Annotated in this window: 19 protein-coding genes; 12 read left to right on the top strand and 7 right to left on the bottom strand. The window is 61.5% G+C overall.

Features of this window, described 5'->3' with window-relative positions:
• Nucleotide 1 precedes the first annotated feature (1 nt).
• Genes HX613_RS17420 through HX613_RS17405 form a run of 4 tightly spaced genes read right to left on the bottom strand, consistent with a single transcriptional unit; the run spans nt 2 to nt 4,809 of the window.
• Complete coding sequence (locus HX613_RS17420) at nt 2-1,267, bottom strand: DUF6716 putative glycosyltransferase (RefSeq protein WP_235346478.1); 1,266 nt, start codon at nt 1,265-1,267, stop codon at nt 2-4.
• Complete coding sequence (locus tag HX613_RS17415) at nt 1,254-2,411, bottom strand: hypothetical protein (protein WP_235346477.1); 1,158 nt, start codon at nt 2,409-2,411, stop codon at nt 1,254-1,256. Before HX613_RS17415 ends, HX613_RS17420 begins: the two co-directional genes overlap by 14 nt.
• Nucleotides 2,408-3,838: an alpha-2,8-polysialyltransferase family protein gene (locus HX613_RS17410; protein ID WP_235346476.1), complete on the bottom strand. Its 1,431-nt coding sequence runs from the start codon at nt 3,836-3,838 to the stop codon at nt 2,408-2,410. The genes HX613_RS17415 and HX613_RS17410 overlap by 4 nt, the downstream gene beginning before the upstream one ends.
• Nucleotides 3,838-4,809 carry a glycosyltransferase family 2 protein gene (locus HX613_RS17405; protein WP_235346475.1) on the bottom strand — a complete coding sequence of 324 codons (972 nt, stop codon included), beginning with the start codon at nt 4,807-4,809 and terminating at the stop codon, nt 3,838-3,840. Before HX613_RS17405 ends, HX613_RS17410 begins: the two co-directional genes overlap by 1 nt.
• A gap of 226 nt (nt 4,810-5,035) precedes the next feature.
• On the opposite strand from HX613_RS17405, the gene HX613_RS17400 reads away from it, so the two are divergent.
• The 3 genes from HX613_RS17400 (at nt 5,036) to HX613_RS23090 (ending at nt 10,548) form a co-directional block, all read left to right on the top strand.
• Nucleotides 5,036-6,859, top strand: a complete 1,824-nt coding sequence (locus HX613_RS17400) for a polysaccharide pyruvyl transferase family protein (protein WP_235346474.1) — start codon at nt 5,036-5,038, stop codon at nt 6,857-6,859.
• A gap of 1,403 nt (nt 6,860-8,262) precedes the next feature.
• Nucleotides 8,263-9,453 (top strand): hypothetical protein, encoded by a 1,191-nt coding sequence (locus HX613_RS17395; RefSeq protein WP_193073232.1) that lies wholly within the window; start codon nt 8,263-8,265, stop codon nt 9,451-9,453.
• 645 nt (nt 9,454-10,098) lie between these two features.
• Nucleotides 10,099-10,548 carry a Na+/H+ antiporter NhaC family protein gene (locus HX613_RS23090; protein ID WP_442862616.1) on the top strand — a complete coding sequence of 150 codons (450 nt, stop codon included), beginning with the start codon at nt 10,099-10,101 and terminating at the stop codon, nt 10,546-10,548.
• 50 nt (nt 10,549-10,598) lie between these two features.
• Here the strand turns inward: HX613_RS23090 and HX613_RS17390 are convergent, their stop codons facing one another.
• The 3 genes from HX613_RS17390 to HX613_RS17380 all read right to left on the bottom strand — a co-directional run bounded on the left by HX613_RS17390 (nt 10,599) and on the right by HX613_RS17380 (nt 14,936).
• The gene (locus HX613_RS17390) at nt 10,599-11,486 is read right to left on the bottom strand and encodes an N-acetylneuraminate synthase family protein (protein WP_235346473.1); all 888 of its coding nucleotides are present in this window, start codon (nt 11,484-11,486) and stop codon (nt 10,599-10,601) included.
• Nucleotides 11,483-12,859, bottom strand: a complete 1,377-nt coding sequence (locus tag HX613_RS17385) for a cytidylyltransferase domain-containing protein (RefSeq protein ID WP_442862615.1) — start codon at nt 12,857-12,859, stop codon at nt 11,483-11,485. The genes HX613_RS17390 and HX613_RS17385 overlap by 4 nt, the downstream gene beginning before the upstream one ends.
• 166 nt (nt 12,860-13,025) lie before the next feature.
• The gene (locus tag HX613_RS17380) at nt 13,026-14,936 is read right to left on the bottom strand and encodes a dolichyl-phosphate-mannose--protein mannosyltransferase (RefSeq protein ID WP_235346472.1); all 1,911 of its coding nucleotides are present in this window, start codon (nt 14,934-14,936) and stop codon (nt 13,026-13,028) included.
• A gap of 175 nt (nt 14,937-15,111) precedes the next feature.
• On the opposite strand from HX613_RS17380, the gene HX613_RS22800 reads away from it, so the two are divergent.
• From HX613_RS22800 to groES, 9 genes are all read left to right on the top strand, one after another.
• Entirely contained in the window at nt 15,112-15,768 is a 657-nt protein-coding gene (locus HX613_RS22800; RefSeq protein WP_235346471.1) for a DUF4190 domain-containing protein, read from the top strand.
• A gap of 228 nt (nt 15,769-15,996) precedes the next feature.
• Nucleotides 15,997-16,464, top strand: a complete 468-nt coding sequence (locus HX613_RS17370; protein ID WP_235346470.1) for a DUF4190 domain-containing protein — start codon at nt 15,997-15,999, stop codon at nt 16,462-16,464.
• 88 nt (nt 16,465-16,552) lie between these two features.
• Nucleotides 16,553-17,023 (top strand): DUF4190 domain-containing protein, encoded by a 471-nt coding sequence (locus tag HX613_RS17365; RefSeq protein WP_235346469.1) that lies wholly within the window; start codon nt 16,553-16,555, stop codon nt 17,021-17,023.
• A complete protein-coding gene (rsmI, locus tag HX613_RS17360; RefSeq protein WP_442862614.1) occupies nt 17,023-18,054 on the top strand; it encodes a 16S rRNA (cytidine(1402)-2'-O)-methyltransferase in 1,032 nt (343 codons plus the stop codon). The genes HX613_RS17365 and rsmI overlap by 1 nt, the downstream gene beginning before the upstream one ends.
• 259 nt (nt 18,055-18,313) lie before the next feature.
• Nucleotides 18,314-19,375, top strand: a complete 1,062-nt coding sequence (locus HX613_RS17355; RefSeq protein ID WP_235346468.1) for a DUF559 domain-containing protein — start codon at nt 18,314-18,316, stop codon at nt 19,373-19,375.
• Between the two features lie 378 nt (nt 19,376-19,753).
• On the top strand, nt 19,754-21,469 hold the full coding sequence (gene metG / locus HX613_RS17350; protein WP_235346467.1) for a methionine--tRNA ligase: 1,716 nt from the start codon (nt 19,754-19,756) through the stop codon (nt 21,467-21,469).
• A complete protein-coding gene (locus HX613_RS17345) occupies nt 21,469-22,389 on the top strand; it encodes a TatD family hydrolase (RefSeq protein WP_235346466.1) in 921 nt (306 codons plus the stop codon). Before metG ends, HX613_RS17345 begins: the two co-directional genes overlap by 1 nt.
• Before the next feature lie 212 nt (nt 22,390-22,601).
• Nucleotides 22,602-23,828 carry a ubiquitin-like domain-containing protein gene (locus HX613_RS17340; protein ID WP_235346465.1) on the top strand — a complete coding sequence of 409 codons (1,227 nt, stop codon included), beginning with the start codon at nt 22,602-22,604 and terminating at the stop codon, nt 23,826-23,828.
• A gap of 551 nt (nt 23,829-24,379) precedes the next feature.
• A complete protein-coding gene (gene groES, locus HX613_RS17335) occupies nt 24,380-24,673 on the top strand; it encodes a co-chaperone GroES (protein ID WP_009883265.1) in 294 nt (97 codons plus the stop codon).
• Nucleotides 24,674-24,694 lie beyond the last annotated feature (21 nt).

The following is a 24,694-nucleotide window of genomic DNA, read 5'->3' as shown; positions in this document are numbered from 1 at the left end:
GCTACAGCGCGTACCGCAGCTTGCGGTAGGCGCGGATGACTGGACTCGGGGCCAAGGTGCGCAGCTCGGCGCGGATGAGCAGACGCTTCTGCTTCCACACGGCGCTGCGCCGGTTCGGCAGCTGGCATGCCCGGGCACGCGTGGCCAGCAGCTCCAGATGGTGACGGAGTCTTCCGTCATCGGAATGGAAGTAGTTCTGAGCCAACCACGCCGAGGTGGGAAATCCGATGGACCCGGCCGCAACCTCGGCGAGGGTGCCGGTGGCACCGGAATCGGCAAAGGCTTCGTTGAGCAGACCTCTGTCGTAGCCGAAGTCGGAGATCAGCAGGGTGGGAATGCCCCGGTCGAAGGACTCCAGCGCGGCCGTCGATGACACGGTGACCAGAGCGGCACCTGGCACGAGGAACTCATCGAGGGGGCCATAGCCGAGTCCGATGCGCTCTGCGCCAGGCACACCTTGTGCACGCAGGGAGTTGAGGATGTCGATGTAGGAGTGCTGTTCGTGATGAGTTTCGTGTTCACCGGGCCTCGAGCGCATCTTGATGACCGCGCTAGAGTCTGTGTGACGGGAGGAGAACTCGGCGAGGGCGCGAATGATCGCCTCGCGATCTTCCAGCGACTCGGGCACCTTGGCCTGCGGAGCGAACACCAGAGTCTGGGGGACTGCGGTGTGCATGAGCGGCTCGGAAGTATCAGCAATGACGGGGGCAGCAGCCGCGGCGGCAAGCTGGGGCACCTCCGACGAGCGCAGCATCGGCAGGCGGGCCAGGTAGATCTCGCACGGCACCTGAGTGCGCGCGCTGACCTCGGTGTATTGGGCCACCTCGGCGAAGGAATGGGTGATGAACCCGTCCATCAGACGGCGATAGTTCATGCCTTTGGTGCTGGCTGGAAGCCCCATGCCGGGCAGGCCCGAGATCAGCGCCGGGCGGTGCCCGTGCATGTGCGCGGTGAGGAAGAGCTGGGCGACGATCGGGCCGGTGGCGGCGCCGAGGACGATGTCGGCGTGATGGTCGGCGATGATGCGGGCCAGGTCGGTGCGGGTCACGACGGGGATGGTGCGACCGGCCCAGGCGGTGCCGGCGATGGCATGGGTGATCTGCTCCGGGGTGGGCAGTATCGGGCTGTCGATGAGGTAGACGTGGGCCTCGACGTCGGGCAGGGAACTCAGCAGCTGGGTTGCCCATTTGAGGTAGGACTCGCTGTCGGAGATGGAGACGATTCGGATTGGTGCGTCTGAGCGCGATGGTGGTTCAGGTATCGACATCTGCCTTGACCGATTGGGCGTTGAGGGACTTACGCAGACTATCGGCTGAGGCACCGGTCCACCATTCTGCCGGAATCTCGGTGACGGAGATCGTCACGTCCGGGTTCAGTGTTGAGAGGGAGATCGCTGCGGTGCTGGGCAGGCTGCGGATGGTGGAGTTCGGCGGCAGGTTGACCAGGCGCAGCTCGATCGGCAGACCGACGTGTTTGATGCGCACCCGCTCGTCACGGCTGAGCTCGGCGAGGAACTCGTCGGTCTCGCGGCGGTGCGGGTAGTAGGTGATCGGACCGTTGGCCATCAGTCCCTCGAGCCAGGCACGGTAGGCATCTGCGCGGATGAGCCCGTCGGCGACCAGGGCCGAACCGATGACAGGGTTGTCCCGCGGGTGGCTGCCGCCGGTGGGCAGGGTCTGCAGGTGCTCGAACTTGTGGCGGGTGATCTCCGCACCTGTTTTGAGGAAGGCCTTGCGCATGGTCTTCGACACCGGCAGTGCGGTGTGCCAGCGCAGTCTCCCGACCGGCGCCAGCCCGCGCAGACGGTCCGCGACATGTGCGGACATGATCGCGCGGGAGGCCTTGAGCTTCTGCCTCGGACGCACAAGGGGTCCGCGTCTGGCGGTGAGGATGTCGATGGTCGAATAGGTGGCCAGACCGTCATCGAGGATGACGACTTCGGGCATGCGACGCTCCAGGTAGGCCAGCGCGAGGGCCTTGTGGACCTGCCCGGAGCAGGCGTCGCCGATGTAGATGCGTTCGAAGTTCTGTCTGCGCAGGATTCCGGGCTTGGCTCCGACACGTTCGAGGGTGATGTTCTCCGGCAGCCATGCGGAGTCGAAGGCGTCGAGGAACGAGGTCATGCCCTTCGCGTTGGCGCGGGCGCGGATCAGCAGGTCCTCAGCGGGGTCGTGGGCCTCGAGTGCGGAGAGGAACTGCAGAGGAGATTCGACGAAGGCGATCGAAGCGAACAGAATCTTCTTCGCCTTCTTCGTCTTCTGTGCGGGGGCTTGGGCATCCTGCGTGATAGTCATGGTGACCTCGTCTTCCTTCGGGTCTGACTTCTTCTCAGCTGACTTCTGCTTATCCGACTGCTTCTTGCTCTGTTTCTTCTTCGGGTCCTTCTTCGTCGAACCCTTCTTGGACATCATCGGTCCGGCTCCGATCTGAGCTTCACACTCAGCTTCGAGTTCAGTGTCGACTTCACCTTCGGGACGAGCTTCGGGACGAGCTTCGGGGCGTCGATGGAGATCCCGTAGGTCTTCAGGGTGTGCTGAGCGCGTTTCGCCTGCGTGCGCAGACGTCGTTTGGCCGAGCTGAGCCCCTTGCGATGCGGTGGAATCTCCAGTTGTCCGGGCAGGTCCAGCTTCGACAGGCGCTTGCGTTTGAAGTACTTCATGTCCACACCGCCGACGGCCGATTCGAGGAACTCGATCGCGTTGTCCCGCAGGTAGGAAGCGGTCTCTGACTGCATGCAGTAGGTGACGGCGTCGATGAGCGGGCCCAGGTCCTTCAGGGAATATCCGCCCGAGTGCAGGGCATCGACGATCGTCAGCGGGATCCGGTTGCTGTTCTGGTACGGGGCCAGGACCTGCAGCATCATCGAGGTGCCGATCGCGGCCGTGGCGGTCCCGAACAGTGCCCGCGCGGTCGCAAGCCCCGTCGAATAGCAGGACACGACGAGCTGTGGCCTGGTGGTGGCGATGACGATCTCGGCCAACAGCGGCACGTCGGCGAGGACGAATTCCAATCCCAGCTCATGGCTGCGCTTGCGCAATGGTTCGATCGTCGTCCGCGCCGAGGTGGGGTGCGGTTTGAAGATCACCGTGGACAAACCGCGCGCCTTGACCTCATCGATCATCTGCAGGTGCAGATCCAGCTCCTCCTCGGCAGTGATGAGGTCGATCTGAGCGAGGTACTGGCCGAGGACCATAGCAGCGTCGGGGATCGGATCGGCGAGATCCGCCGCCGCCAACTCAGGAGCCACCTCGGCGGCCATGTCCTCGATGACCGACTTCAGGTCAGCCGGCGGCAGGACCACACGATCGGGGGAGTGTTCGGCGAGCTGACGTGGGGTGATGCCCGGCAGGAGATCCGTGTAGTAGATCGTCGACAGCCGCTGGTACTGCGGCAGGGACAGCGGATTGCGGATCGGACCGTAGCTCATCAGCCCATCGGAGTGCACTGAGATCCTCGCCGTGGTGAAGATCTGGGTGAGCACACCGGCCGGATGACCGGGCAGGGACTCGACGATGAGATCGATGGGCTCGTCATCGGCGATCGCCCAACCCGAGCGCAGCGACCGCTGCATGAGCGGGGCACGTTCGCCGGAGATGCCGAAGGTCTTCGGGTGGTTGGGCCAGATGGTGGTGTTCCAGTCGATGATGAGATCGAAGTGGGTCAGCAGGCCAGCCGAGCCGGGCATGTCATCGGCAGCCGGTGTCAGCTCGGGGGCGAAGGAATTGTTGGCGATGACGAGGATCCGGCGTTCCTTGGCCTCGCCGAGGCGGCCGGCCCGAATCAGGGCCACGAGGTTCGCGAGCTGGTACTGGGTGGAGATCTGGATGATCTGGGCCATCAGCGTGCCCTCCTGACGATCGACTCGATGACGGGCATTCGGTGCTCGCCGAAGTTGTGCAGTGCCTGGTCGATGATGTCGTTGTCGACGCCCTTGAGCGTGTTCACCGCGCCCAGATTGAGCTGCGACCTGACCTCGTGGTCCATCGAGGAGCCGCGGTTGTGGATCTGAAAGTAGAGGATGGAGAGGAAGTTGCGCACGGCCTTGCGTTCGAAGCGCAGGAACTCCGGCTTCTCCTCAAGCATCGCGAACACGGACCGGAAGGCGGGGATGAAGTCGAGCTGGCGTACGTCGAAGATCGCCGTCAACGAGGTGGCGCTGCCCTTGCGATAGCAGAGGCCGGCGGTGTCGACGACGGCGAAGCTGTCCGTCTCAAGGTGGTGACGCCACGTCCAGGGGCGATCCTCGCAGGTGCGCAGGGCGGGGTTGAACTCGAGTAGGCCCCGCTGCGCCATGGACCGGGAGTAGATGCCGGTCCAGCACTCGGGGAAGTCGACCATCGTCGAGGCGTCGTGGGGGAGGATGAAGTCGCGGGGGTTGAGTGCCGTGTTGTGGGTGAAGCAGGGGGCGTTGCGGAGTTTGCGGTTGAACCCGTTGACGATGAGGTAGTTGGTCTTGACGAAGTCCACGCCCAGTCCGGTGATCGAATCCGTCAGGGACCGCAGATGGCCCGGCGCGAACCAGTCGTCACCGTCGAGGTAGGTGATCGTCGCACCGGTGGCGGCCTCCAACGCGGTGTTGCGTGCGGTGGAGACCCCGCGTGACTCTGCGTTGTGGATGGTCACGAGGTTGAGCCGGTCGCCGAATTCGGCGATGACTCCCGCGGTGTCATCGGTGGACCCGTCGTTGACGACGATGACTTCCAGTTCGTCACGGGTGAAGCGCTGGTTGACCAGGCTCTGCAGGCTCCCGCCGATCGTTTCCTCGGCGTTCTTCGCAGCGATGATGACACTGACGACTGGGACTGTCATTGGGTCCTTTCGCGGTGGTGCTCTTCTGTCATGGGGTTCGTCGCGTGCGCTGGTGCATGCACGTGTTCTCCTGTGCGGACGGGCTGTGTGGTTCGCATTCGATTGATCGTAGAATTCCTAAGCGAACGGTGGGTTGCGCCGAGGTTGACGATTCGGACAGCTCGAATTCACCCGGTGTTCGCTTGCCGCCCACGGCCACGTTGTCGACCACTCATAGCCTGATGTGATGCCGAACCTGAAGCTGTTCCACTTCGACATCCCGACCTGGGGAAACTACGGCGACAAAGCCCTGTTCCCTGTGGTCAGGGACGCTTTCCGAGTGCTGGGCACTGGTGGTTCGGCTGGCTCAGGTTCCTCGGGGCAGTCGGTCGGTGAGGTCGATTTCACCTCGGCGGCGGCACTGCGACGCGAGGTGGACATGGCCCTGGTCGAGCGGATCAATTCATCGGCCGATGCTGTCGTCATCGGCGGTGGCGGACTGTTCCTCCAGGACACGAACCCGAATCGGCTCTCGGGCTGGCAGTGGAAGATCTCCGCCGAGGCGCTCGCCGCCATCGAAGTGCCGTTGATCGTCTATGCGCTCGGCGACAATCGGTTCCCCGGCCAGCCAGAGTTCGACGAACTGATGCGCTCCCATGTCAGTCAGGTCCTCGACCAGTCCGTCTTCTTCGGTCTGCGCAACACCGGCAGTATCGAGACGATGTCGCGGTTCCTGGGCGCGGACGGCAGTTACGATCGGCGACTGCCGAATCAGGCACTGGCCGCGGGCCTTGCGTCCGAATCCCAGGTGGGGCCAATCTCTCGTTCGAATGCGATCCGGTTCCATCCGTGTCCGACGACCATCGCAGGTCTGCTCTACGAGCCCTTGATCGACCGCCGCCCCGATCCGAGCAAGAAGGTCCTGGCGATCCAGATGCTCGTCCACCCACGCCAGCAGGCCGCAGGCTTTGACGTCGAGGTGATCCACCGTGCCACAATCAATGCCGCCCGCATGCTCGTGGCCAGAGGGTGGACCATTCTCAGTGCTCCCTTTCATCCCGATGACGCCGAGGTGTCGGCACAGTTGGTCGCCGAGGTGCCCGAGGTCAAGGAGGTCAGACTGCATGGCTCCGACGTCGGGTTCTTCGCCGGCTTTGACCTGTTCGCCTCCATTCCTTATGTGCTCGGTGGTCGCGGCCACGCACAGATGATTCCCTTCGGAGTCGGTTCGATCCCGATCTCCTTGGACTTGCATGCCAAGCTCGGCTACTTCGCTGAAGATATCGGGCATCCTGAACTCGTGGTGCCGGTGGGGCCCGAGGGTATGGCGTCGGAGAGCGCGACTACGGAAGTCGGTGGCGCAGGCATCACCGGCACCGACGCCGCTGACTGCGGTCCCCAAGATGTGGCTCAGCGAGCTCACGCACTGGCCCAGCGGATCGTCGATACGATCGAGCAGGCTCACGCACAGGGCAACGACCTGCAGGACGACTTGATGTCGACTCGACAGGACTTCCACGACATCACTCGAAACAACCATGCAGTGATCCACGATCGACTGCGACCTGGGTCGAGCCCCGTCGCGACGGGAACGGCTGCTGGGCAGTCGACCGGTCCCGAGAGACTGCGCACCTCTGCCGACATCCGAGCCGAGGAATTCCACCTCACGGCGGTGGCCGAAGCCGAGGAATTCAGTGCCGCGCAGACGCGAGACCTCACTAAAATCCGCCGCGAGCACAAGAAGAAGTTCGAAAGCGCCGCCACGCACAGCAAGACCCTCGAGACGGAACGCGAGAACCTTCGAGCGGAACTCAAACACAAGGAGTCTCAGCTCGAGCGACAGTCTGCGGAGCTTGACGCCCGAACCACGGAACTCGCCGCTCAGACTGCGGAGAGGGACCGCCACGCCGCCACTTCCGCCGGACTGCGGAAACAGCTCGAGGAGTCCGAGGTTCGGCTCAAGGCGGTCAACGACCGTACTGCCACCGCCGAGGCGAAGGTCCTCATCGACAAGACGGCGCATGGGGTGGCGTGGAGAGCTCGGCGAATCAGGCGCGCATTCAAACGCTGAATAGAAGCGCATGCAGTGGAGAAGCCGGAGTCGCGTGGACTGTTACGGTGGGAGCAAGATGCCTGGTCTGAGTCGCTGTGTTTGATGTGGCGAACGGTACGAATGTTGGCAAGTACCTGGCGCAACTGTGAGGAGCCCAATGCGTAAACATATCGTTTTGATACTGCTTATGGTCGCTGCGTTCTTGCCTATCGTCGGAACCAGCCCGTGGTTTGCACCCTATGCTGCGTGGCTGTGGTGCGTGGGATTGCTGTTAGCCGCCATCGCTATTGTGATCGCTATTGGTCGCGAGAGACGGCGAAGGCGGACGATCGCTGCTAACCCCTCACTTTAGTGGCTCGAAGTCGATGTGAGTGAAGATCTGATCTCAAGATGCCATCTTCGAGTAGACACCGGGCTCTGTATTTCGTGAGGTCCCGGAATTCCGGCGCTGACTTACACTCCTATTTACACAGACCCCGATACCGACGTGCGGAAATGACCATGGCCCCACCACCTCGGCGAGATGATGCGGCCACGGTAGATGCAGCTCGGGAGCCAGTTGCCGAGGCGCCCAAGGTAGGGGACCTCCATTTAGCTATTCGCGAAGCTCTCCCCACGCGAAAGTAGTTTCGGCTATTTCGGATTGAAGCTGTTCGTAGAACCGCTGTTTGGCCTCTTCTAACGATTCAGTGATGTCCGAGTCCGAAACGAGTACTCGAATTCTCTCACCGCGAACGCAGAATCGTCCCCAGAGCATGCGTAAATTGGGGCCGTCGGACTCGATTGAGACTCCGTCAAGCTCTCCCTCTTTGAGGAGACGTTGCAACGCTGGAAATACGATCTCGTCTATCCGATCGATATTCCACTGATTTGGTGCTGGGGTTTCCATGCCTCGCTCTTCATTTTGGCTGTTCGTCTTTGAAGATTCTTAGTGATCCAGGATCTTCACGAAGGTCCCATTTCAGGGTGCAGTCCAAGTCGCCGCATCCGGTGTGCTTCTCATCGGCATCAATGACCTGTGTGACTATATCGTCTGGAGCCGTGCAAACCTGACTCTGGAACGGTCCCACCATCTCAGCGAGGGAACACGACAACGACCCCACCACCTCGGCGAGGTGATGGGGCCGTGATCAGCTGACCAGATCGATGCACGATCAGGTCAGACGCTGACCTTGCGCAGCGAATCGAACTTCGACTCTTCGCCTGGCATGACGTGCTTCTTGCCGTCACCAAAGGCGGTTTCGAGGACGCGCACACCCTTCGAGGTTCTCTTTTGGGTGTGAACTCAAGGCTTGATGTTTAAACTAGATCGCTTGCCATCTTCAGGAGATTTAAAAGAACAGGGGAATTGTGCTCAAATCGCATATAAACCCTGATAGCGTCGGTTGTGCGAGAGTACTTCCGAGGGTGAGGAAATTAGGATGTCACAGCCCCAAACAGCAACCAGCAGACCTGATGAACACGATAGCGACGAGGTCACTCGTTCGGGTACCTGGCTACTTTTTGATGCTCAGTGTTCGACGTGCGCCCAAATCTCGCAGAAGCTTGAAGAAGCCACGAAAGGACAGCTGGCGGTGCTCCCGTTGGATTCCGCTTTTGCACTTAAAGCCAGACGAGAAGTATTTGGGGAGGATGCGCCTCACAAGCCCACCCTACTTAAAGTAACTCAGGGTGAGCCTCGGTGCTGGGTAGGCCCAAGGATCGCACCACTTATTGCGCGAGAAATCGGCATGGAAGCCTCAGTTCGGGTTCTGAAGATTTTGGGCATCGAAAGGTCCGGACACGCTCACGATAAGAGTCAGGGCGAAGCTAGGACCCTCTCGCGACGTGGGTTTGGGCAGATCGCCGCAGGGGTTGCCGCTACGGTCGGGATTTTTGCCACCGGTACTTTCGCGGGCGTGCGCCCTGCCTCTGCTGCAGAGTCACCTGTGAAGTCCGTATCCTACGCTTCGCGGCCCAAGGTCGCGGAGCTGATTTCTGATGCACTCAAGAGCGAAGACTTTCTCAGTATCGCTGACTCAGAGGATGTAGAGCTCGTGAAGTCGAGTTCGCCACAAGCTGTCGATGAGCTCACCGAATCGCAGTTCCAGTTGTCGACGTCGGGTGCGCTTTCGACGTACAGTTCGAGTATGCCAGTCGCGCAGGCCGCGATGAAGAACATGAAGGACGGGCGGGTCGTCGACACGCTTACTGTCACCATCGAAGACGCGAAGGTGATGTATGTTATCAACTTCAACAAAGATGGGCCTGAGACCGAGATTAGAGCCGAACGTTATGTGGTTGATGTTGGTGCGGACCGACTTGAGATCGTGGATTCCAGTTCGAACGGAATTCGTATGGAGCCTGTCCCCGATGGGGTGAGTCCTCACGCATCAGATCCCTGCGGTGGATGTACGAGTGCTACTCATCAGGCGCTTGCCTCAATATGCAAGACAACCGCTCCTGTTGACTGCGTTTTGAGTGGCGTTGGCTGCGCGGGTTGCGTAGCAGGTTGCACTAAGATCAACTTAAATTGCATCGGGTGCGTTGCTACGACGTGCGGGGCTGCGCTTATAAAGTGTTGCAACAAGCAAGAAGGTGGAGCTTGCTTCCCTTGTGGAGTAAAGCCGTGAAAGCAGTTAGAAGTGGAGGCGTAAGTCATGAGAGATATCATTATGTCGTTTGCTCTCGGTTTGTCGTTGGCCACGAGCATTTTAAGTGGGGTTGGTGAACCCACCTTCGGGGTCACGTCAATTTTGTTTGTGATTGTGTTTCCCCTTATCCTTTTGTCGACGTTCATCGCGTTGCTGGTCCAGCACCGAAGAAAGGACAGGGGCGCGGATGTGTCTCAGTTTGTTCCAAAGTGAGGATTCGAGACTACATGGTGCCAATAGTTGAATAGGTTCCGGGCAGCGGGCTGGTGGAGTCCTAGACTGAAATTCGTTTAAGGGCATGATTCTAATATCTCATTGGAGTCATGCCCTTTATGTCATTCAGGATTCGTCAGCGGGTGCTGTGAAATTGTCGATAACTTAGAAGCGCGTTCGGGCGTACTTTCGGCGTGCGGCAGCCTCGTGTCAGTATTGTCTTTAATGCGAGATCGGTGGACTAGGAGATTCGCTCCAACGAACGCTTCGGCGAGCGAGCCGTCTTCTTCTGCCACCCCTAATTAAGCGGTCATGTAGTCCGATGCCAATGTCGCATGCGCTCGGCTATTTGATGCCTGGCATCGATGCCGGAACTGACAGGACTCCAATCTCGCCGGCTTTTGTTTAACCTTGAGAACTGTAGCGATCGTCGCCGCTGTCCCGTGCGGGATCTTGGAGAAGACTGGCACCTTCCCTGATCTGATCAACCCGCTCACTCGTCGGAGCAATCCGACTGGCTCGCCTATCACATCAACGATCTTCGCGACATTCCGTGTTTGGTTCTCTGGTGGTGCACAGTTCCTCGCGATCATTCTGGCGGCCCGTGGATACCTAGAGCCGTACAGGGCGATGAATCTCTTCCCGTTGAACCTCTCCAAGGCAGTCGAAGCCGCAGGTGAATCGCTGTGGCGGAGCTCCTACCACGACCGCGGCTTCTTTCGCCGGAGTCTCGGCATCTTCCAGTCGCGTCGATTCGTCACCGAACCGAGCGCAGTCTTCTTGAATCTACATGATCGCCGCAACCTCTCGTTAAGAGTGTTGCGACGATCATGTGAGCCCGGCGAGGTGATGGGGCCGTAATCAGTTGATCAGGTCAAAGCGCGATCAGATCAGCCGAGGGTCAGATCAGATCAGACGCTGACCTTGCGGAGCGAATCGATCTTCGACTCTTCGCCTGGCATGACGCGCTTCTCACCGTCACCGAAGGCTGTTTCGAGGACGCGCACGCCCTTGACCAGTGAAGTGAACTCGCGTGGTTCCATCGATGCGGACTGGTCCGAGCCCCACATGGAGGAGTCCAGGGTGATGTGGCGTTCGATGGTCGCAGCGCCCAGTGCGGCGGCGGCGAAGGAGATCTCGAGGCCCAGCTCGTGGCCGGAGTAGCCCACATTCACGCCGTAACGCTCGCGCATGGTGGTGATGGCCTTGAGGTTGACCTCTTCGGGAGGCAGCGGGTAGGTCGAGGTGGCGTGCATGAGGACCAGCTTGTCGCGGTCGAAGACCTCGACGGCTGCATCCAGTGTGGCCCAGTCGGACATGCCCGAGGAGCACAGGACGGGCTTGCCGGTTGCGGCGATCGCACGGAGGAGTTCGAAGTCCGTCAGCGAGGCCGAAGCGACCTTGTAGGTCAGGGCGTCGAACTCGTTCTCGAGGAAGTCCACGGAGTCAGTGTCCCAGGGGGAGGCGAACCACTGCAGACCGACTTCCTTGGCATAGCGGTCGATCTCGGCGTATTCTTCCTGGCCGAACTCGACGCGCCACTTGTAGTCGAGGTAGGTCATCTCGCCCCACGGGGTCGAGCGCATCTTCGACTTCTGGTGTTCGGGCACAGCCACATCGGGGTTGCGCTTCTGGAACTTCACGGCCTGGGCACCGGCGGTGACGGCGACGTCCATGAGCTGCTTCGCGATTTCGACGTCGCCGTTGTGGTTGATGCCGATTTCGCCGATCATGTACACGGGCTGATTCGGGCCGACGAGGTGATTGCCGATGGCCACTGGGGTGAGTTGATCAGTCATGAAACCTGCTTTCGATTGGTACGCAAACCTTCTGCGTGATTCGTGAGCAACGGCTGTTGCTGCTGGATGGATGGTCGGTGAGCATTGGTGTGTGAGTCGGAGTCCAGCACGGATGTCAGGCCCCGTGTCGGCAGCTGCTGCGTTGCCTGGTCGGGCACGGGAATGAGGTCGCAGACTTCGCGGACCGCTCCCTTTCCGCCGGGCCGATCGAGGACCACTCGAGCCGCTGCGAGCACCTTGGGGTGGGCGTCCGCGACTGCGATGGGCCAGCCGACGACGTCGAAGGCTTCGAGGTCGTTGATGTCGTTTCCGACGTAGGCCACTCGGGTTGCGTCAAGGCCCTGTTCGTCGATCCACGACTGCAGAACCTTCGATTTATTGTCGACGCCCTGGGTTACGTCTACGTGAAGTTTTTCCGCCCTACGGGTGACGACTGGGTTGCGTTCCTTCGACAGGATCATGACAGGCAGTCCTGATCTGACGAGGCGTGAGACTCCCATGCCGTCGCCGCGATGGACGCGGACCTGTTCGTTGCCGTCCTCGTCGACGTAGGCGCCGTCGTCGGTGTGGACTCCGTCGAAGTCGGTGACGAGGGCGTCGACGTCGATGACCTGCGCGGTCTCCTGCGTGGAGGCGATCGCGCGGACCAGTGACAGGTCGGACATGTCGTCGATTTCGCGTGCGTGCTCAGGTGGGACCTCTTCGATCGTGACGCGGCCGAAGAAGCGGTGCTCGTGTTCGATCAGGCCGTCGGTGCGCATGACGTAGAACGCGCCGGTCTCGTTGTAGTGCTTGGCACGGTCCTGGCGACGTGGCCGGAAGCTGGCTTCGTGACCGACGGCGATTGCCGATTCGCCGTCATCGAGGCGCCACAGGAACGAGTGGTCCTCCACGGCGGAGAACACGACGTCGGCGTCCCCGTCACGCACGGCAGCGACCGCGTTGTCGATCGAGGCCGAGTCGATGAACGGCGAGGTGCACTGCATGAACACGGTGGTGTCGAATTCCTCGCCGAGGTTGGCCAGCGTGTAGATCAGGGCCGATTCGCTGGTCGCGGTGTCCCCGGCGATGTCAGCGGGACGGTGGCACACCTCGGCGCCGGCGCGAATCGCCTCTGCGGCGATGCCCTCATGATCGGTCGAGACGACCACGCGGTCGATGCTCGGTGTTGAATTGGCTGCGTTGATCGCGCGCGCCAGAAGCGAGACCCCGGCGACCTTCTGCAGGTTCTTCAGCGGAATTCCCTTGGAGCCGCCCCGGGCGGGAATGATCGCCACGGCCCGATGCGGCCGTGCTGCGCTCTCATTGTCAGCGGGCGCTGTGGCCACGCGATCGGTGGGCGCTGGGGGAGTCAGAGTCGATTGGTAGTTCACAATGATTCGACGCTAACGACGGCATGTGACCCCCAGGTGAACGATCAATGTCGCCGAGGCGACGCCTTCGTGGCAGGTGTGTGTCGAGCTGCCGAGGGGCGGAGTTTGTCGCCCGAGGCGGGACTGAACGGTCAGCGCCAGGTGACACCGGAACGGCTGGGAACGGTCAGCGCCAGGTGACGTTCCACATGCGGTTGTTCCAGGCCTCGAACGGGATGACTTCGCCGGTGTAGACCGGCCAGAAGTAGGCGAAGGCCATGATCGCGGCCACAAGGATGAGCCCCACGGCCATCCGACGGCCGAACAGGGACCAGGGGGTTCGCGTGCCGCGACCGGCGAAGAGAGGGCCGCGCGGTTGGGGAGCGAAGTGGGTGGAGCCTGCGGGGTCGGTCGGGGGACTCGGATCAGCGGTGGGGGCTCGGCCCCAGAGGAGCGTGAGGCAGTAGGTGAACGCGAGGACGACGAAGGGCACCATGACGATCGTGTAGAAGGTGAAGATGGTGCGTTCCTGGTAGGCGAACCAGGGCAGCCAGGTCGCGGCAAGTCCGGCCAGGATGACTCCGGCGCGAACATCTCGGCGGATGATCCAAGCGACCAGCGCGATGAGGACGGCGATGGGTGCCAACCCCCAGATGACCGGATTGCCGAGCGAGGTGATCGCCGCAGAGCAGTGCTCAACGGCGCAGCCCATGCTTCCCTGGTCAGGGGATTCGTAGTAGAACGACGTCGGCCGCCACTGGACGATCCACCCCCACGGGTTCGACATATACGGGTGTTCCGAGTCGAGGCCGACATGGAACGAATACGCCGTGTAGTGGTAGTGGGCCAGAGACGGCAGCCATAGCAGCCAGTCCGGCATTGCGCTCCACCAGCCGCCGTTCTCGAACGCCCACTGCCGGTCCCAGGCATCATCGGATCGGATCCACCCGGACCACGTGACGACATAGGTCAGCAGCGCCACGGGCACGAGTTTGATGAACGCAGGAATGCTGTCGCGGATGAGCATGCCCAGCCAGGGGTGGACGGTCCCGGCGCGGTGACGCGAGTGCACGTCCCAGGCGACGACGAGGATCCCGAATGCGGCGACGGCATAGAGCCCCGACCATTTCACTCCCATTGCCAGACCCAGGCTGATGCCTGCGGCGATGAGCCAGGGACGCACGCCGAGGCGGGGCCCGAAATTGATCAGATCCTTGCTTCGCGATGGGCGACGGTCGCGAGATCGCTCTGATGCCGGGTCTGATGACGAGTCTGCCGGGGGACCGACCGACGCAGTGAAACGGGCGAGGCGCTTCGTGACGAACTCTCGGTCGAGAACGATGAAGGCGAAGGCAAGGAGGACGAAGGCCATGAGGATGATGTCGAGCAGACTCGTGCGCGAATGCACGAAGTGCTCACCATCGATCGAGAGCAGGCCAGCGGCCACACAGGCGAAGAACGCGGAGCGGAAGAGCTTCCACGCGATGAAGCCCATGAGGAAGATCGTCAGGGTGCCGACGATGGCGACGGAGAACCGCCAGCCGAAGGAATCGTCGACGCCGAAGAGGTGAATGCCGGCACCGATGATCCATTTGCCCAACGGCGGGTGGACGACATATTCGGGAGTGGACTCGATGACGCTCGGGTCGCCGGCGTTGAAGGAGTCATCGGCATTCTCCGGCCAGGAGCGTTCGTAGCCGAACTTGAAGACGGAGTAGGCGTCCTTGACGTAATAGGTTTCGTCGAAGATCAGACGGTGAGGGAAATCGAGATTGAACAGCCGGAGTACACCCCCGATAGCTGTAATGATCAGCAGGGCCGGCCACATCCAGATCGGTGCGCGAGTCGCCCACATTCCGGCGCTGAAGGTGCGCCTGCGAATGGCAGCAGCATTGGCGCGGATTGATTCGCGCCGGTCAGCACGACGTTCCCGGGCGATGAGCTTGGTGGCAGCCGATGCGGCTGCAGACGAGGGGGAGTCGGTTACTGCAGTCGTTGCGGATGAGGGGGAATCGGTTTGGGGGTGTGTGGGGTCGGTGGACTCATCCGCGGGGTCGGTGGACCACCTCGGCGCCTGGGGATCTTCGGGTTGAGTCATTATCGTCAAGTTTAAGGTCCGATGAGACGCTTCTTCCCATCTGGTCCTCAGGGTGAGTCGTTCATGTGCGGCGGGAGATCGGCGCGAGCGGCGGGTTGGGGGACGTCGGCGTATTGTCCTTAGGGCCCTTGGGACGACTAAGGTAGTCCTCAACAGGCGGCAAACGAATGAAACGGTGAAGAGCGTGTCATACAACCCGAACTATCGCCCGAGCGATCCACCACAGGTCGGATCCCAACAGTTCAACAATGGGTACGGCGCGTCTCAGCCGCAACCAGGGTACGGCTCAGGCCAGTACCAGTACCAGGACCAAGGCCAGTACTCGAACCCGAACCCGTATTCGAACCCGAACCAGTATCAGCAGCCCCAGTCCGGCCCAGCGGTCTACATCCAGCCGGGCACGTATGGCTACAGCCAGCCGGACGCGTACGGGTACAGCCAGTACAGCCAGCCGGCGGGATACAGCCAGCCGATGACCTACGGGGCACCGATGATGGTGCGGCCAGCAGTGAACACCCTGTCGGGCTGGGCGATGTGGATGGGCATCATCGGGCTCGGCGGCGGCTTGGTCTGCAGCATCCTCTCCCTGGTCCCTGTCATCGGCATACTGTTCTCAATCGTGGCGATGTTCCTGTGGATCGCCCCGATCCTCGCCGTCATCTTCGGTCACGTGTCTCGCGGCCAGATCAAGAGAACCGGCGAAGACGGCCGAGGCCAGGCCACCACAGGGCTGGTCATGGGCTACATCGGCATCGGCTTCGCTCTGCTGATGATCGTCATCTTCATCGGCGTTCTGGGTCTTGGATTCCTCGCTGCCGGGATGAGCTACTGAGGGATCGTCAGGACCGTCGTCGGGAGAGCCAGGTGCTGGGAAACCGTCTTTGGGAGGCACAGCTCATGAGAATCCATTTTCTGCCCTGACACCGGTGGTGCAGGATTGCAACAGGTTCGCCCCCGTCGAAACTGTGCGGCTCGATAGCGTTGTAGTCAGACGCAAGGGGAGCATCCCTTCAGCAGGGGTCATCCCGCGAGCAGCCACAGCAACAGGAGCGAACCAGATATGTACACTCGGCAACTGTCCGTCAGCGGCAGCAACGCAGCTTCGGGCCATCCGGCAAACGGTGGCTACCCAGGCTATTCCGCCTACTCACAGTCAGCCGCATACGGACCCAACCCTGGATTCGGCCGCAACCCGGGGGTCGGCCCGAACCCCGGATTTGCTGGCCCTGTAACGTACATCTACCAGCCGATCGTGCCGACTAACACCGTGGCGATCATCGCCATGGTGCTGTCACTTGCAGGGGCCATGACATCATTTGTGCCTGCCGGCATCGCCGGGATCGTCATGGGCCACATCGCTCGCAGACAGATACTTCAGCGCGGCGAACGCGGAGATGCGATGGCGCTGACCGCACTCTGGGCAGGCTACCTCGGTACTGGATTCTGGCTGATCTTCTGGGGCCTCTACATCGGGGTCATGGTGCTCGCAATCATGATGGGCGTTGCTGCCGAAGAGGCGACATACTGACTGAACTGAGACGCATCTGTAACAACCTCACCTTTTGTCCCAGAGAACGACTCGGTACCGTTGTAGACATACGCAAGGAGATCGCGCCATGAGCAGTCAGAACAACTGGAACAATCCAGACATGTATTACCAGCAGCCGCAGTCAGGCCCCGCAACGGGCAGCGGCTATAACAATGTGAATGCCAACTACGGCGCTGCAAGCTATAACCCCAACGCCGCGTATAACCCCAACGCCCAGTACACCGGTGGGGCACCCGTGGTGGCCTACGCCTATCAGCCGCTTCCGCCCACGAACACTCTGGCGATCATTGCTCTCGTCGCCTCGATCTTCGGAGTGATGAGCAGCATCTTCCTCGCGGGCATCGCCGGAATCATCATGGGCCATATCGCCCGTAAGCAGATTCGGCAGTCTGGAGAGCGCGGAGACGGTATGGCCGTCGCCGCGCTGTGGGTCGGCTACGTCGGCACCGCACTGTGGCTGCTGTTCTGGGTCGGCTACGTCGGAGTCATGGTTCTGGTCTTCGGAGTCGCCATGGTCGGTGCGGGGTCAGCCGGTTGATGTCCGGAAGACCGGACGCCGACGCCACTTATGACCACGCGGCCGATGACCACGCGGCCGATGACCACGCCGCCGATGGCCAAGTCGCCGAGGACCACGCCGCCGACGATACGGACTCATCCCCGGTTGTGCAGGACCACGTGGACGGGGCGCAGGATGCCTTCGACCCTATGGGTTCTGACCCTGCCTCAACCTCAGCCTCAGCCGGCGGCAAACTCGTCCTGGTCGGGACTCCTATCGGCAACCTCGGCGACGCGAGCGAGCGCATGCAACGCGCCATCGCCGGCGCCGATGTCATCGCAGCAGAGGACACTCGCCGTTTTCTGTCGCTGACGCAGCGTTTGGAACTCACGCACACCAAACGAGTCATCAGCGTCTTCGACCACAACGAACAGTCTCGGGCGCCCGAGCTGGTCGAACTCATTCGCTCCGGCCAGACCGTTGTCCTGCTCAGCGACGCAGGAATGCCCGCCGTCTCGGATCCCGGGTACCGCGTGGTCAAGGCATGCGCAGAGGCCGGACTGCCGATCACCTCTACGCCGGGACCCTCTGCCGTGCTCATGGCGCTCGCCGTCTCCGGACTGCCCAGCGACCGGTTCAGCTTCGAAGGCTTCCTGCCGCGCAAATCTGGGGCACGCAAGAACCTCCTCGAGGAACTGCGCGGTGAGAAGCGGACCATGGTGTTCTTCGAAAGCCCCCATCGTGTCGCCGACACGATGGATGACTTCCTTACGGTCATCGGTCCAGACCGGCCCATGAGCATCAGCCGCGAACTGACGAAGACCTACGAGGAGACCCTGCGGGGTACCGTGTCCTCGCTGCGTGACCTCGCGGCAGACGGACTGCGCGGGGAATTGACCCTCGTACTCGCCGGAGCAACCGCGGTCGAGACGGCACCGGAGGACCACCTCGACACCGTCGGAGAACTCGTGGAGTCCGGAGTGCGCGCGAAAGATGCCGCGGGGCAGGTCGCGAAGCAGTTCGGACTGTCCAAACGTGAGATCTACGAGGCCTGGCTGCACCGGGAGTGAGGTGCTCGCGGATTCTCGCGCCGGAGCACACCTGCCGCTCCTCAGGTTGCGGAACAGTACACGGGTTGCAACCTATGTACTGTTCCGCAAACTGATGCGTCATCCGTGCAGATTCCCGGCGAGGTGCGATTGACTTGAGTTCGAATCCTGGGGACAACCCGTCGACTTAGGCGTATTCAACCTGGGGACGCCGGCCCCCTGTGCACAGGGTGTTGCCTGAGGCTCGCCATCGCAATGGTGCGGAGCACATCATGCGGACATGTATAACATTGTTTGCTACGACGATCTCGCGGCCGCTGGTGTCAACACGACCCTGATCAGACGCGCGAAGAATTGCTGCCTGGTGAAGATCTGTCGAGGAGTGTACTCGGTTGTCAGGCAGTGTAGGGATCCGAAGCACTCGGCGATAGCAGTGTTCGGAACCGACAGAGAGTGGATGCGTTACCACGAGCGGGGCCTGTACAAGGAGAAATCGCATCGTCATCGTTATCTCGACCACCTTGCTCGTTTGAGAACTCTTCACTATCCGCACTATCGCAACGATGACGTGATCTGGGGAGTCTCGGCAGCCAGGCTACACAAGATCAAACTGTTCGACGTGACCGACGGCCCGGTGACAGTGAGCCACCCGAAAGCTAATTCAAGAAGTCGCGAGCTGATTCGATCGCGACGGACTCTAGCGGCCGAAGATAGACAGATCGTCGACGGTTTGACAGCGACGACAATTGCACGAACGGCGGTGGACCTGGCCCGGATACTGGGGCCAGCCTCCGGATTCGTCGCACTCGAGCAGGTCCTTCGAGAACATATGTTCGGCTCCGACGAAGAATCAATCTTCAGCTTCGGATATCCGCGAGATGCACTGACTCGAGTACCGGGTGCTGTGGATGAACTGTTCGCGCCAGTAATAGGGCGGTTGGCAACGGGGAAGATCCAGGCGCGAACGCTCACTTCAGCGATCAGTCCCTTTTCCGAAAGCTACGCGGAAAGCCGTGCTTCACTGAACCTGCACCAACTGGGCCTGCGAGACTTCAGTCAGCAGGTCGACATCTTCGACGGCCAACGATTGCTGACCCGCTTGGATTTCCTCCACAGAGCGACGAAGGTGGTGCTCTACGTCGACGGGACCCAGAAGTACGTAGACGCCGGATTCGACCGAATGAACAAGGAAAGTCACCAACATAATCGGCTGTTGGCGATGGGGTACAAAGTAGTTCGGTTCAAATTCAATGAGATTCTCAGCCTCGGCACCTTCGCCAACAAGCTATTTGGCCAGGCGCCAGAGCTCCGTGGATTTTGCAGCAACAAGCTCGTAGTCTGAACACCTGCCTGACCAATTGGTTGCCCGCCTGTCTGGGAACCGGAGTAAGTGAGCGGCAGTAGTCACGTTGCGGAGCAGTACACGGGTTGCAACCTATGTACTGTTCCGCAACCTGAGCTGTTTCAGCATCGACGGCTCGCTGCACCCCAACCTTCCTGCTGCACCCCAACCCGCTCTCCGCACCCACGGCTCCTCCGCACCCACGGCCCCTCCGCACCCACGGCTCCTCCGCACCCACGGCCCATGCGCACCCACGGCCCCTCCGCACCCACGGCCCATGCGCACCCACGGCCTCTCCGGGCTCACCTGCGCCCGAACCCACCAGTCCCGCAGACCCTTGCGCGCCTGCGGGCTGGCGTCCCTTAGACTGTGAGACCTATGGGTTATTACTTGACGACAGCTATTGCCTACCCCAACGGGGCCATCCACATCGGGCACGCATATGAGTACATCGCGGCCGATACGATCGCGCGCTTCAAGCGCCTCGACAATCACGAGGTGTTCTTCGCGACCGGCACCGATGAGCACGGTCTGAAGATGCTGCAGGCGGCGAACAAGCTGGGCATCACACCCAAGGAGCTCGCCGACGACAACGCGAAGAACTTCCGCGACACCCAGCTTGCGCTCGGCTCGACGTTCGACCGGTTCATCCGCACCACCGATGAGGACCACTACGCGGCGTCCAAAGCGATCTGGCGCAAACTCGAAGAGGCCGGCGACATCTACCTCGACACCTACGCCGGATGGTACTCAGTCCGCGACGAGGCCTACTACACCCAGGATGAGACCGAGGTCGTCGACGGTATTCGCCTCTCGACGGAGACCCGCACCGAGGTCACCTGGACAGAAGAGGAGTCCTACTTCTTCCGTCTGTCCAAGTACCAGGACAAGCTGCTCGAACTGTACAAGGGCCACCCGGAGTTCATCGGTCCCGATTCGCGCCGCAACGAGGTCGCCTCCTTCGTTGCCTCGGGCCTCAAGGACCTTTCTGTCTCGCGCACGACATTCGACTGGGGTGTGCCCGTGCCCGGCAACGAGAAGCACGTGATGTACGTGTGGATCGACGCACTCACGAACTACCTCACCGCCGCCGGATACCCCGATGACCAGGAGCGTCTGAACAAGTGGTGGCCCGCCGACGTCCACCTCATCGGCAAGGACATCATCCGCTTCCACAGCGTCTACTGGCCGGCATTCCTCATGAGTGCCGGCATCGAGCTGCCCAAGCGCGTCCATGCCCACGGGTTCCTCTTCAATGCCGGTGAGAAGATGTCGAAGTCCGTTGGAAACGTTGTCGACCCCATTGACCTCGTCGACGCATTCGGCCTCGACACCCTGCGTTTCTTCCTCTTCCGTGAGTTCTCCTACGGCAATGACGGGTCCTACACGAAGGACTCGATCATCACCCGCAAGAATTCCGATCTCGCCAACGAATACGGCAACCTCGCCCAGCGCTCGCTGTCGATGATCGCGAAGAACTGCGATGCCCAGGTCCCGCAGCCCGGCGCTCTCACCGAAGCCGACGAAGCTCTGCTCGCATTGGCCCGCGCGGTGCCCGACACCGCTCGCCGTCACGTCGACACCCAGGCCCTCCACCTCTATGTCGAGGCCTGCTGGAAGGTTCTGTCCGAGGCCAACCGCTACTTCTCCGCCCAGGAACCCTGGAAGCTGAAGAAGACCGATCCCGAGCGCATGGCCACCGTGCTGTGGGTGACGATCGAGGTCGTGCGCATCATCTCCATCCTCATCCAGCCGGTCATGCCCACCTCTGCCGGCAAGATCCTCGACCTCCTCGGCGTGCCCGCCGGTGTTGGTGAAGCCGGTGCGAAGGTGCTGCCGAGTGCCATCGAAAGCGGTTCCGGCGCCGAGGCGATGGAGTCCGTGACCGTAGGTGCTGGAGTCGGCATCGCCGCAGGTGCCGCCGTCGCCGGTGCGGGCATCGCTCCGGTTGCCGCGGAATCGGCCGAAAACGGTGTCAGTGCCGCCGAGGTGGATCCTCGTTCGTTTGCTGCGATCGACATCCCGCTGGAGCCGGGCATCCCACTGCCGAAGCCGGTCCCCGTGTTCCCGAAGTTCGTGGAGGAGACCGAATAATGGCCTCTCGCGCCGCCGGAACCTATCCTCCGGTGCCTGAGCCGCTGGACCACCCCGTCGTCGATACCCATACGCATCTCGATATCTGCACGGGTGTGCGACTGCCCTTGGGCGCCGGCGAACCCGAGCCCGAGGTCAGGCCCGACGAGGACGAAGAGTTCCCGAGCCTCGACGTCTTCTTCGACACCGCCCAATCTGCTGGAGTCCAGCGCATCGTGCAGATCGGCTGTGACCTGCCGGCCGCACGGTGGACGACCGAGCTGGTCACGCAGCAGTCACAGCAGGGCCGTAAGTGGATGCTCGGCGGTGTGGCTTTGCACCCGAATGAGGCGCCGAGGTTGGCCGAACGAGGCATGCTCGACGATGCCCTCACAGAGATTGAGTCACTCGTGGCCTCCAATGACCGTATGCGTGTAGTGGGGGAGACGGGCCTCGACTACTTCCGCACCGGTGAAGAAGGTGTCGCCGAGCAGCAGCGCTCCTTCCGTACCCACATCGAGATCGCCAAACGCACGGGCAAGGCCCTGCAGATCCACGACCGTGAGGCCCACGCCGACGTGCTGCGCATCCTCCGCGAGGAAGGTGCCCCCGAGGTCACGATCTTCCACTGCTATTCCGGCGACGAGGCGATGGCCCGCGAGTGCGCAGACGCCGGGTACTACATGTCCTTTGCCGGCAACCTCACGTTCAAGAACGCCGATGAGCTCCGACGTGCCGCGGCCGCGGCTCCGCTGGATCGGCTGCTGACCGAGACCGACGCTCCTTTCCTCACCCCGCACCCGCACCGCGGAAAGCCGGGCGGTCCGTATCTGGCCGCGGTGACAGCACGCAAACTCGCCGAGGTGCGCGGGATGAGCGAAGAGGACCTCTGCGCCGCAGTGTGGAAGAACGCGGAGACCGCACTGGGAAACTGGGACTGAACGACCACCTCGGCGAGGGTGGGGTTGACGCTCGATCAGCCACCTCGGCGGGCAAATGTCACGATTGTGACCAAGCCCGGAAACACGGGGAAGTCCTGGTCAGAGCGCCAGCTCAGGCACCCTCGCTGTTACATGTTCGTAATGTTTTGCGTATCTTGTAACGAATCGGTTACAGTGGATGAGTTGATGACCTCTGCCCCAGGGATATTTTTGTGATTGATTTTCTCAAGAACCGCAAAGTGCAAATTGCTGCACAGGCGGTCGTGATTACCGGACTCGTGGGTGGCACGGGTGCCGTGGTCACCATGAACAAGCCAGTGACATTGGATGTCAATGGTCAGTCAGAGGAAGTTCGGACCTTCGGTGGAACCGTGGGGGACGTCCTCGACAGCCGTGACCTCGACGTCCAGAAGAACGACCAGATCAAGCCAGGCGTAGACAAGAAGATCTCGCGGGACATGACGATCACCGTCAACACCGCGAAGGAAGTCTCACTGTCCGTCGACGGCAAGAAGAGCGATGAGACGACGCACGCGAACACCGTCGGTCAGGCATTGGCCGACCTCGGTGTGGACGCGAAGAACGCGGATCTCAACACCAAGCCGAACCAGAAACTCAAAGACGAAGGCAACGACATCGATGTGACGACCGCCAAGGATCTCACAATCGTCGCCGATGGCAAGGACCACAAGGTCTCGGCCGCAGCAGAGACCGCCAAGGAGGCCCTCGCTGAGACCAAGCTGAAGCTCGACAAGGACGACTTCATGTCTGTGCCTCTCAGCTCCAAGGTCTCCGACGGCCAGGTCCTCACCCTGAACCGCGTGAAGAACGACACGGTCAAGGAGAAGGAGGCCATCGAGCCTAAGACTGAGACCAAGAAGTCGGACTCCCTCTTCGAGGGCGAGACCAAGGTCGAAGACGAAGGCAAGGCGGGCCAGAAGCAGGTCTCCTACAAGGTCAAGACCGTCAACGGCGATGAGGTGAAGAAGGAGAAGAAGGCCGAGAAGGTCCTCTCCAAGCCTGAAGCCAAGGTCGTCATCGAGGGCACCAAGAAGAAGGAAGCCCCTGCTGAGGAACCAGAAGACTCCGGCAGCGGTTCGGACGCCGGGACCGGCGACGGCGGCTCCGACAATGGTTCGGGCGGCTCCGACGACGGTGACAAGAGCACCGGCGGTGGTGGCGGCAACATGAGCACCCAGGAGATCAAGGACATGCTCGGCGGACCAGGAACCAAGTGGTACTCGGTCGTCGAATGCGAGTCGAACTTCGACCCGAAGGCCTCGAACGGAACCCACTTCGGGCTCTTCCAGTTCCTCCCCGAGACCTGGCACTCCATGGGGGGCACCGGCAACCCGTCGGATGCCAGCCCACAGGAGCAGTTCGACCGCGCCAAGAAGCTGCAGGCTGAAGCCGGTTGGGGACAGTGGCAGTGCGCCTGATCCAGAGCGCAGCCGCTGATCTGAAGCTAGCTGATCTGAAGCAAGCTGATCTGAAGCTCTAGGCACATGAGCTGACGCGACAGGCAGCAGGCACCAAGTGCGGATCCGGGAATATCCCGGGTCCGCACTTGGTGCATTCACCGCCGATGCCGCATGAGCGCTCTCCGCTGACGATGCGTGGGGATGTGTTGGTGCGAAGCGGCCGCTCCACGGCAACTGTCGGCCGCTCCACGGCAACTGTCGGCGACTTGTGGTCGAAATCGCCCACGATCGTCGACCAGGACTTGCCGACTGTTCGGTCTCCAGGGACGTCTCAGGACCGTCTTCGAACACCTTTCCTGGGGTTTCGCCCAGAGCGTGGACAATCCTTGGCACTCGAGTTGACCGAGTGCTAAGACCGTTCTAAAGTCGAATTAGCACTAGCACTCACTGAGTGCCAGTTTTATGAGACGGTCGATCTGCTCGGCACCCGCGACGACGAGTGGATCACGGCATACGCCGCCGTCTGACTCAAAGAAGAATTGAACCCCAGCGAAGGGAGAGGGCCCGATATGTCGGTCTCCATCAAGCCACTCGAAGATCGGATTGTCATCCGTCAGGTCGAAGCAGAGCAGACTACCGCCAGTGGTCTGGTCATTCCCGAAACCGCCAAGGAAAAGCCTCAGGAAGGCGAGGTTGTCGCAGTGGGCCCAGGCCGCGTTGCTGACAACGGAAACCGCGTCCCAGTTGACGTGGCCATTGGCGATAAGGTCATCTACTCCAAGTTCGGCGGCACTGAAGTCAAGTACGCAGGAGAAGAGTTCCTCGTGCTCTCGGCTCGTGACGTGCTCGCCGTCATCGGCTGAATCCCCTGAACAACTACTTCA

The organism is Brevibacterium sp. UCMA 11754, assembly GCF_021532275.1.
Lineage (GTDB): Bacteria > Actinomycetota > Actinomycetes > Actinomycetales > Brevibacteriaceae > Brevibacterium.
The sequence above is the reverse complement of the archived record's forward strand: the minus strand, read 5'-3'. Positions and strand labels throughout refer to the sequence as shown.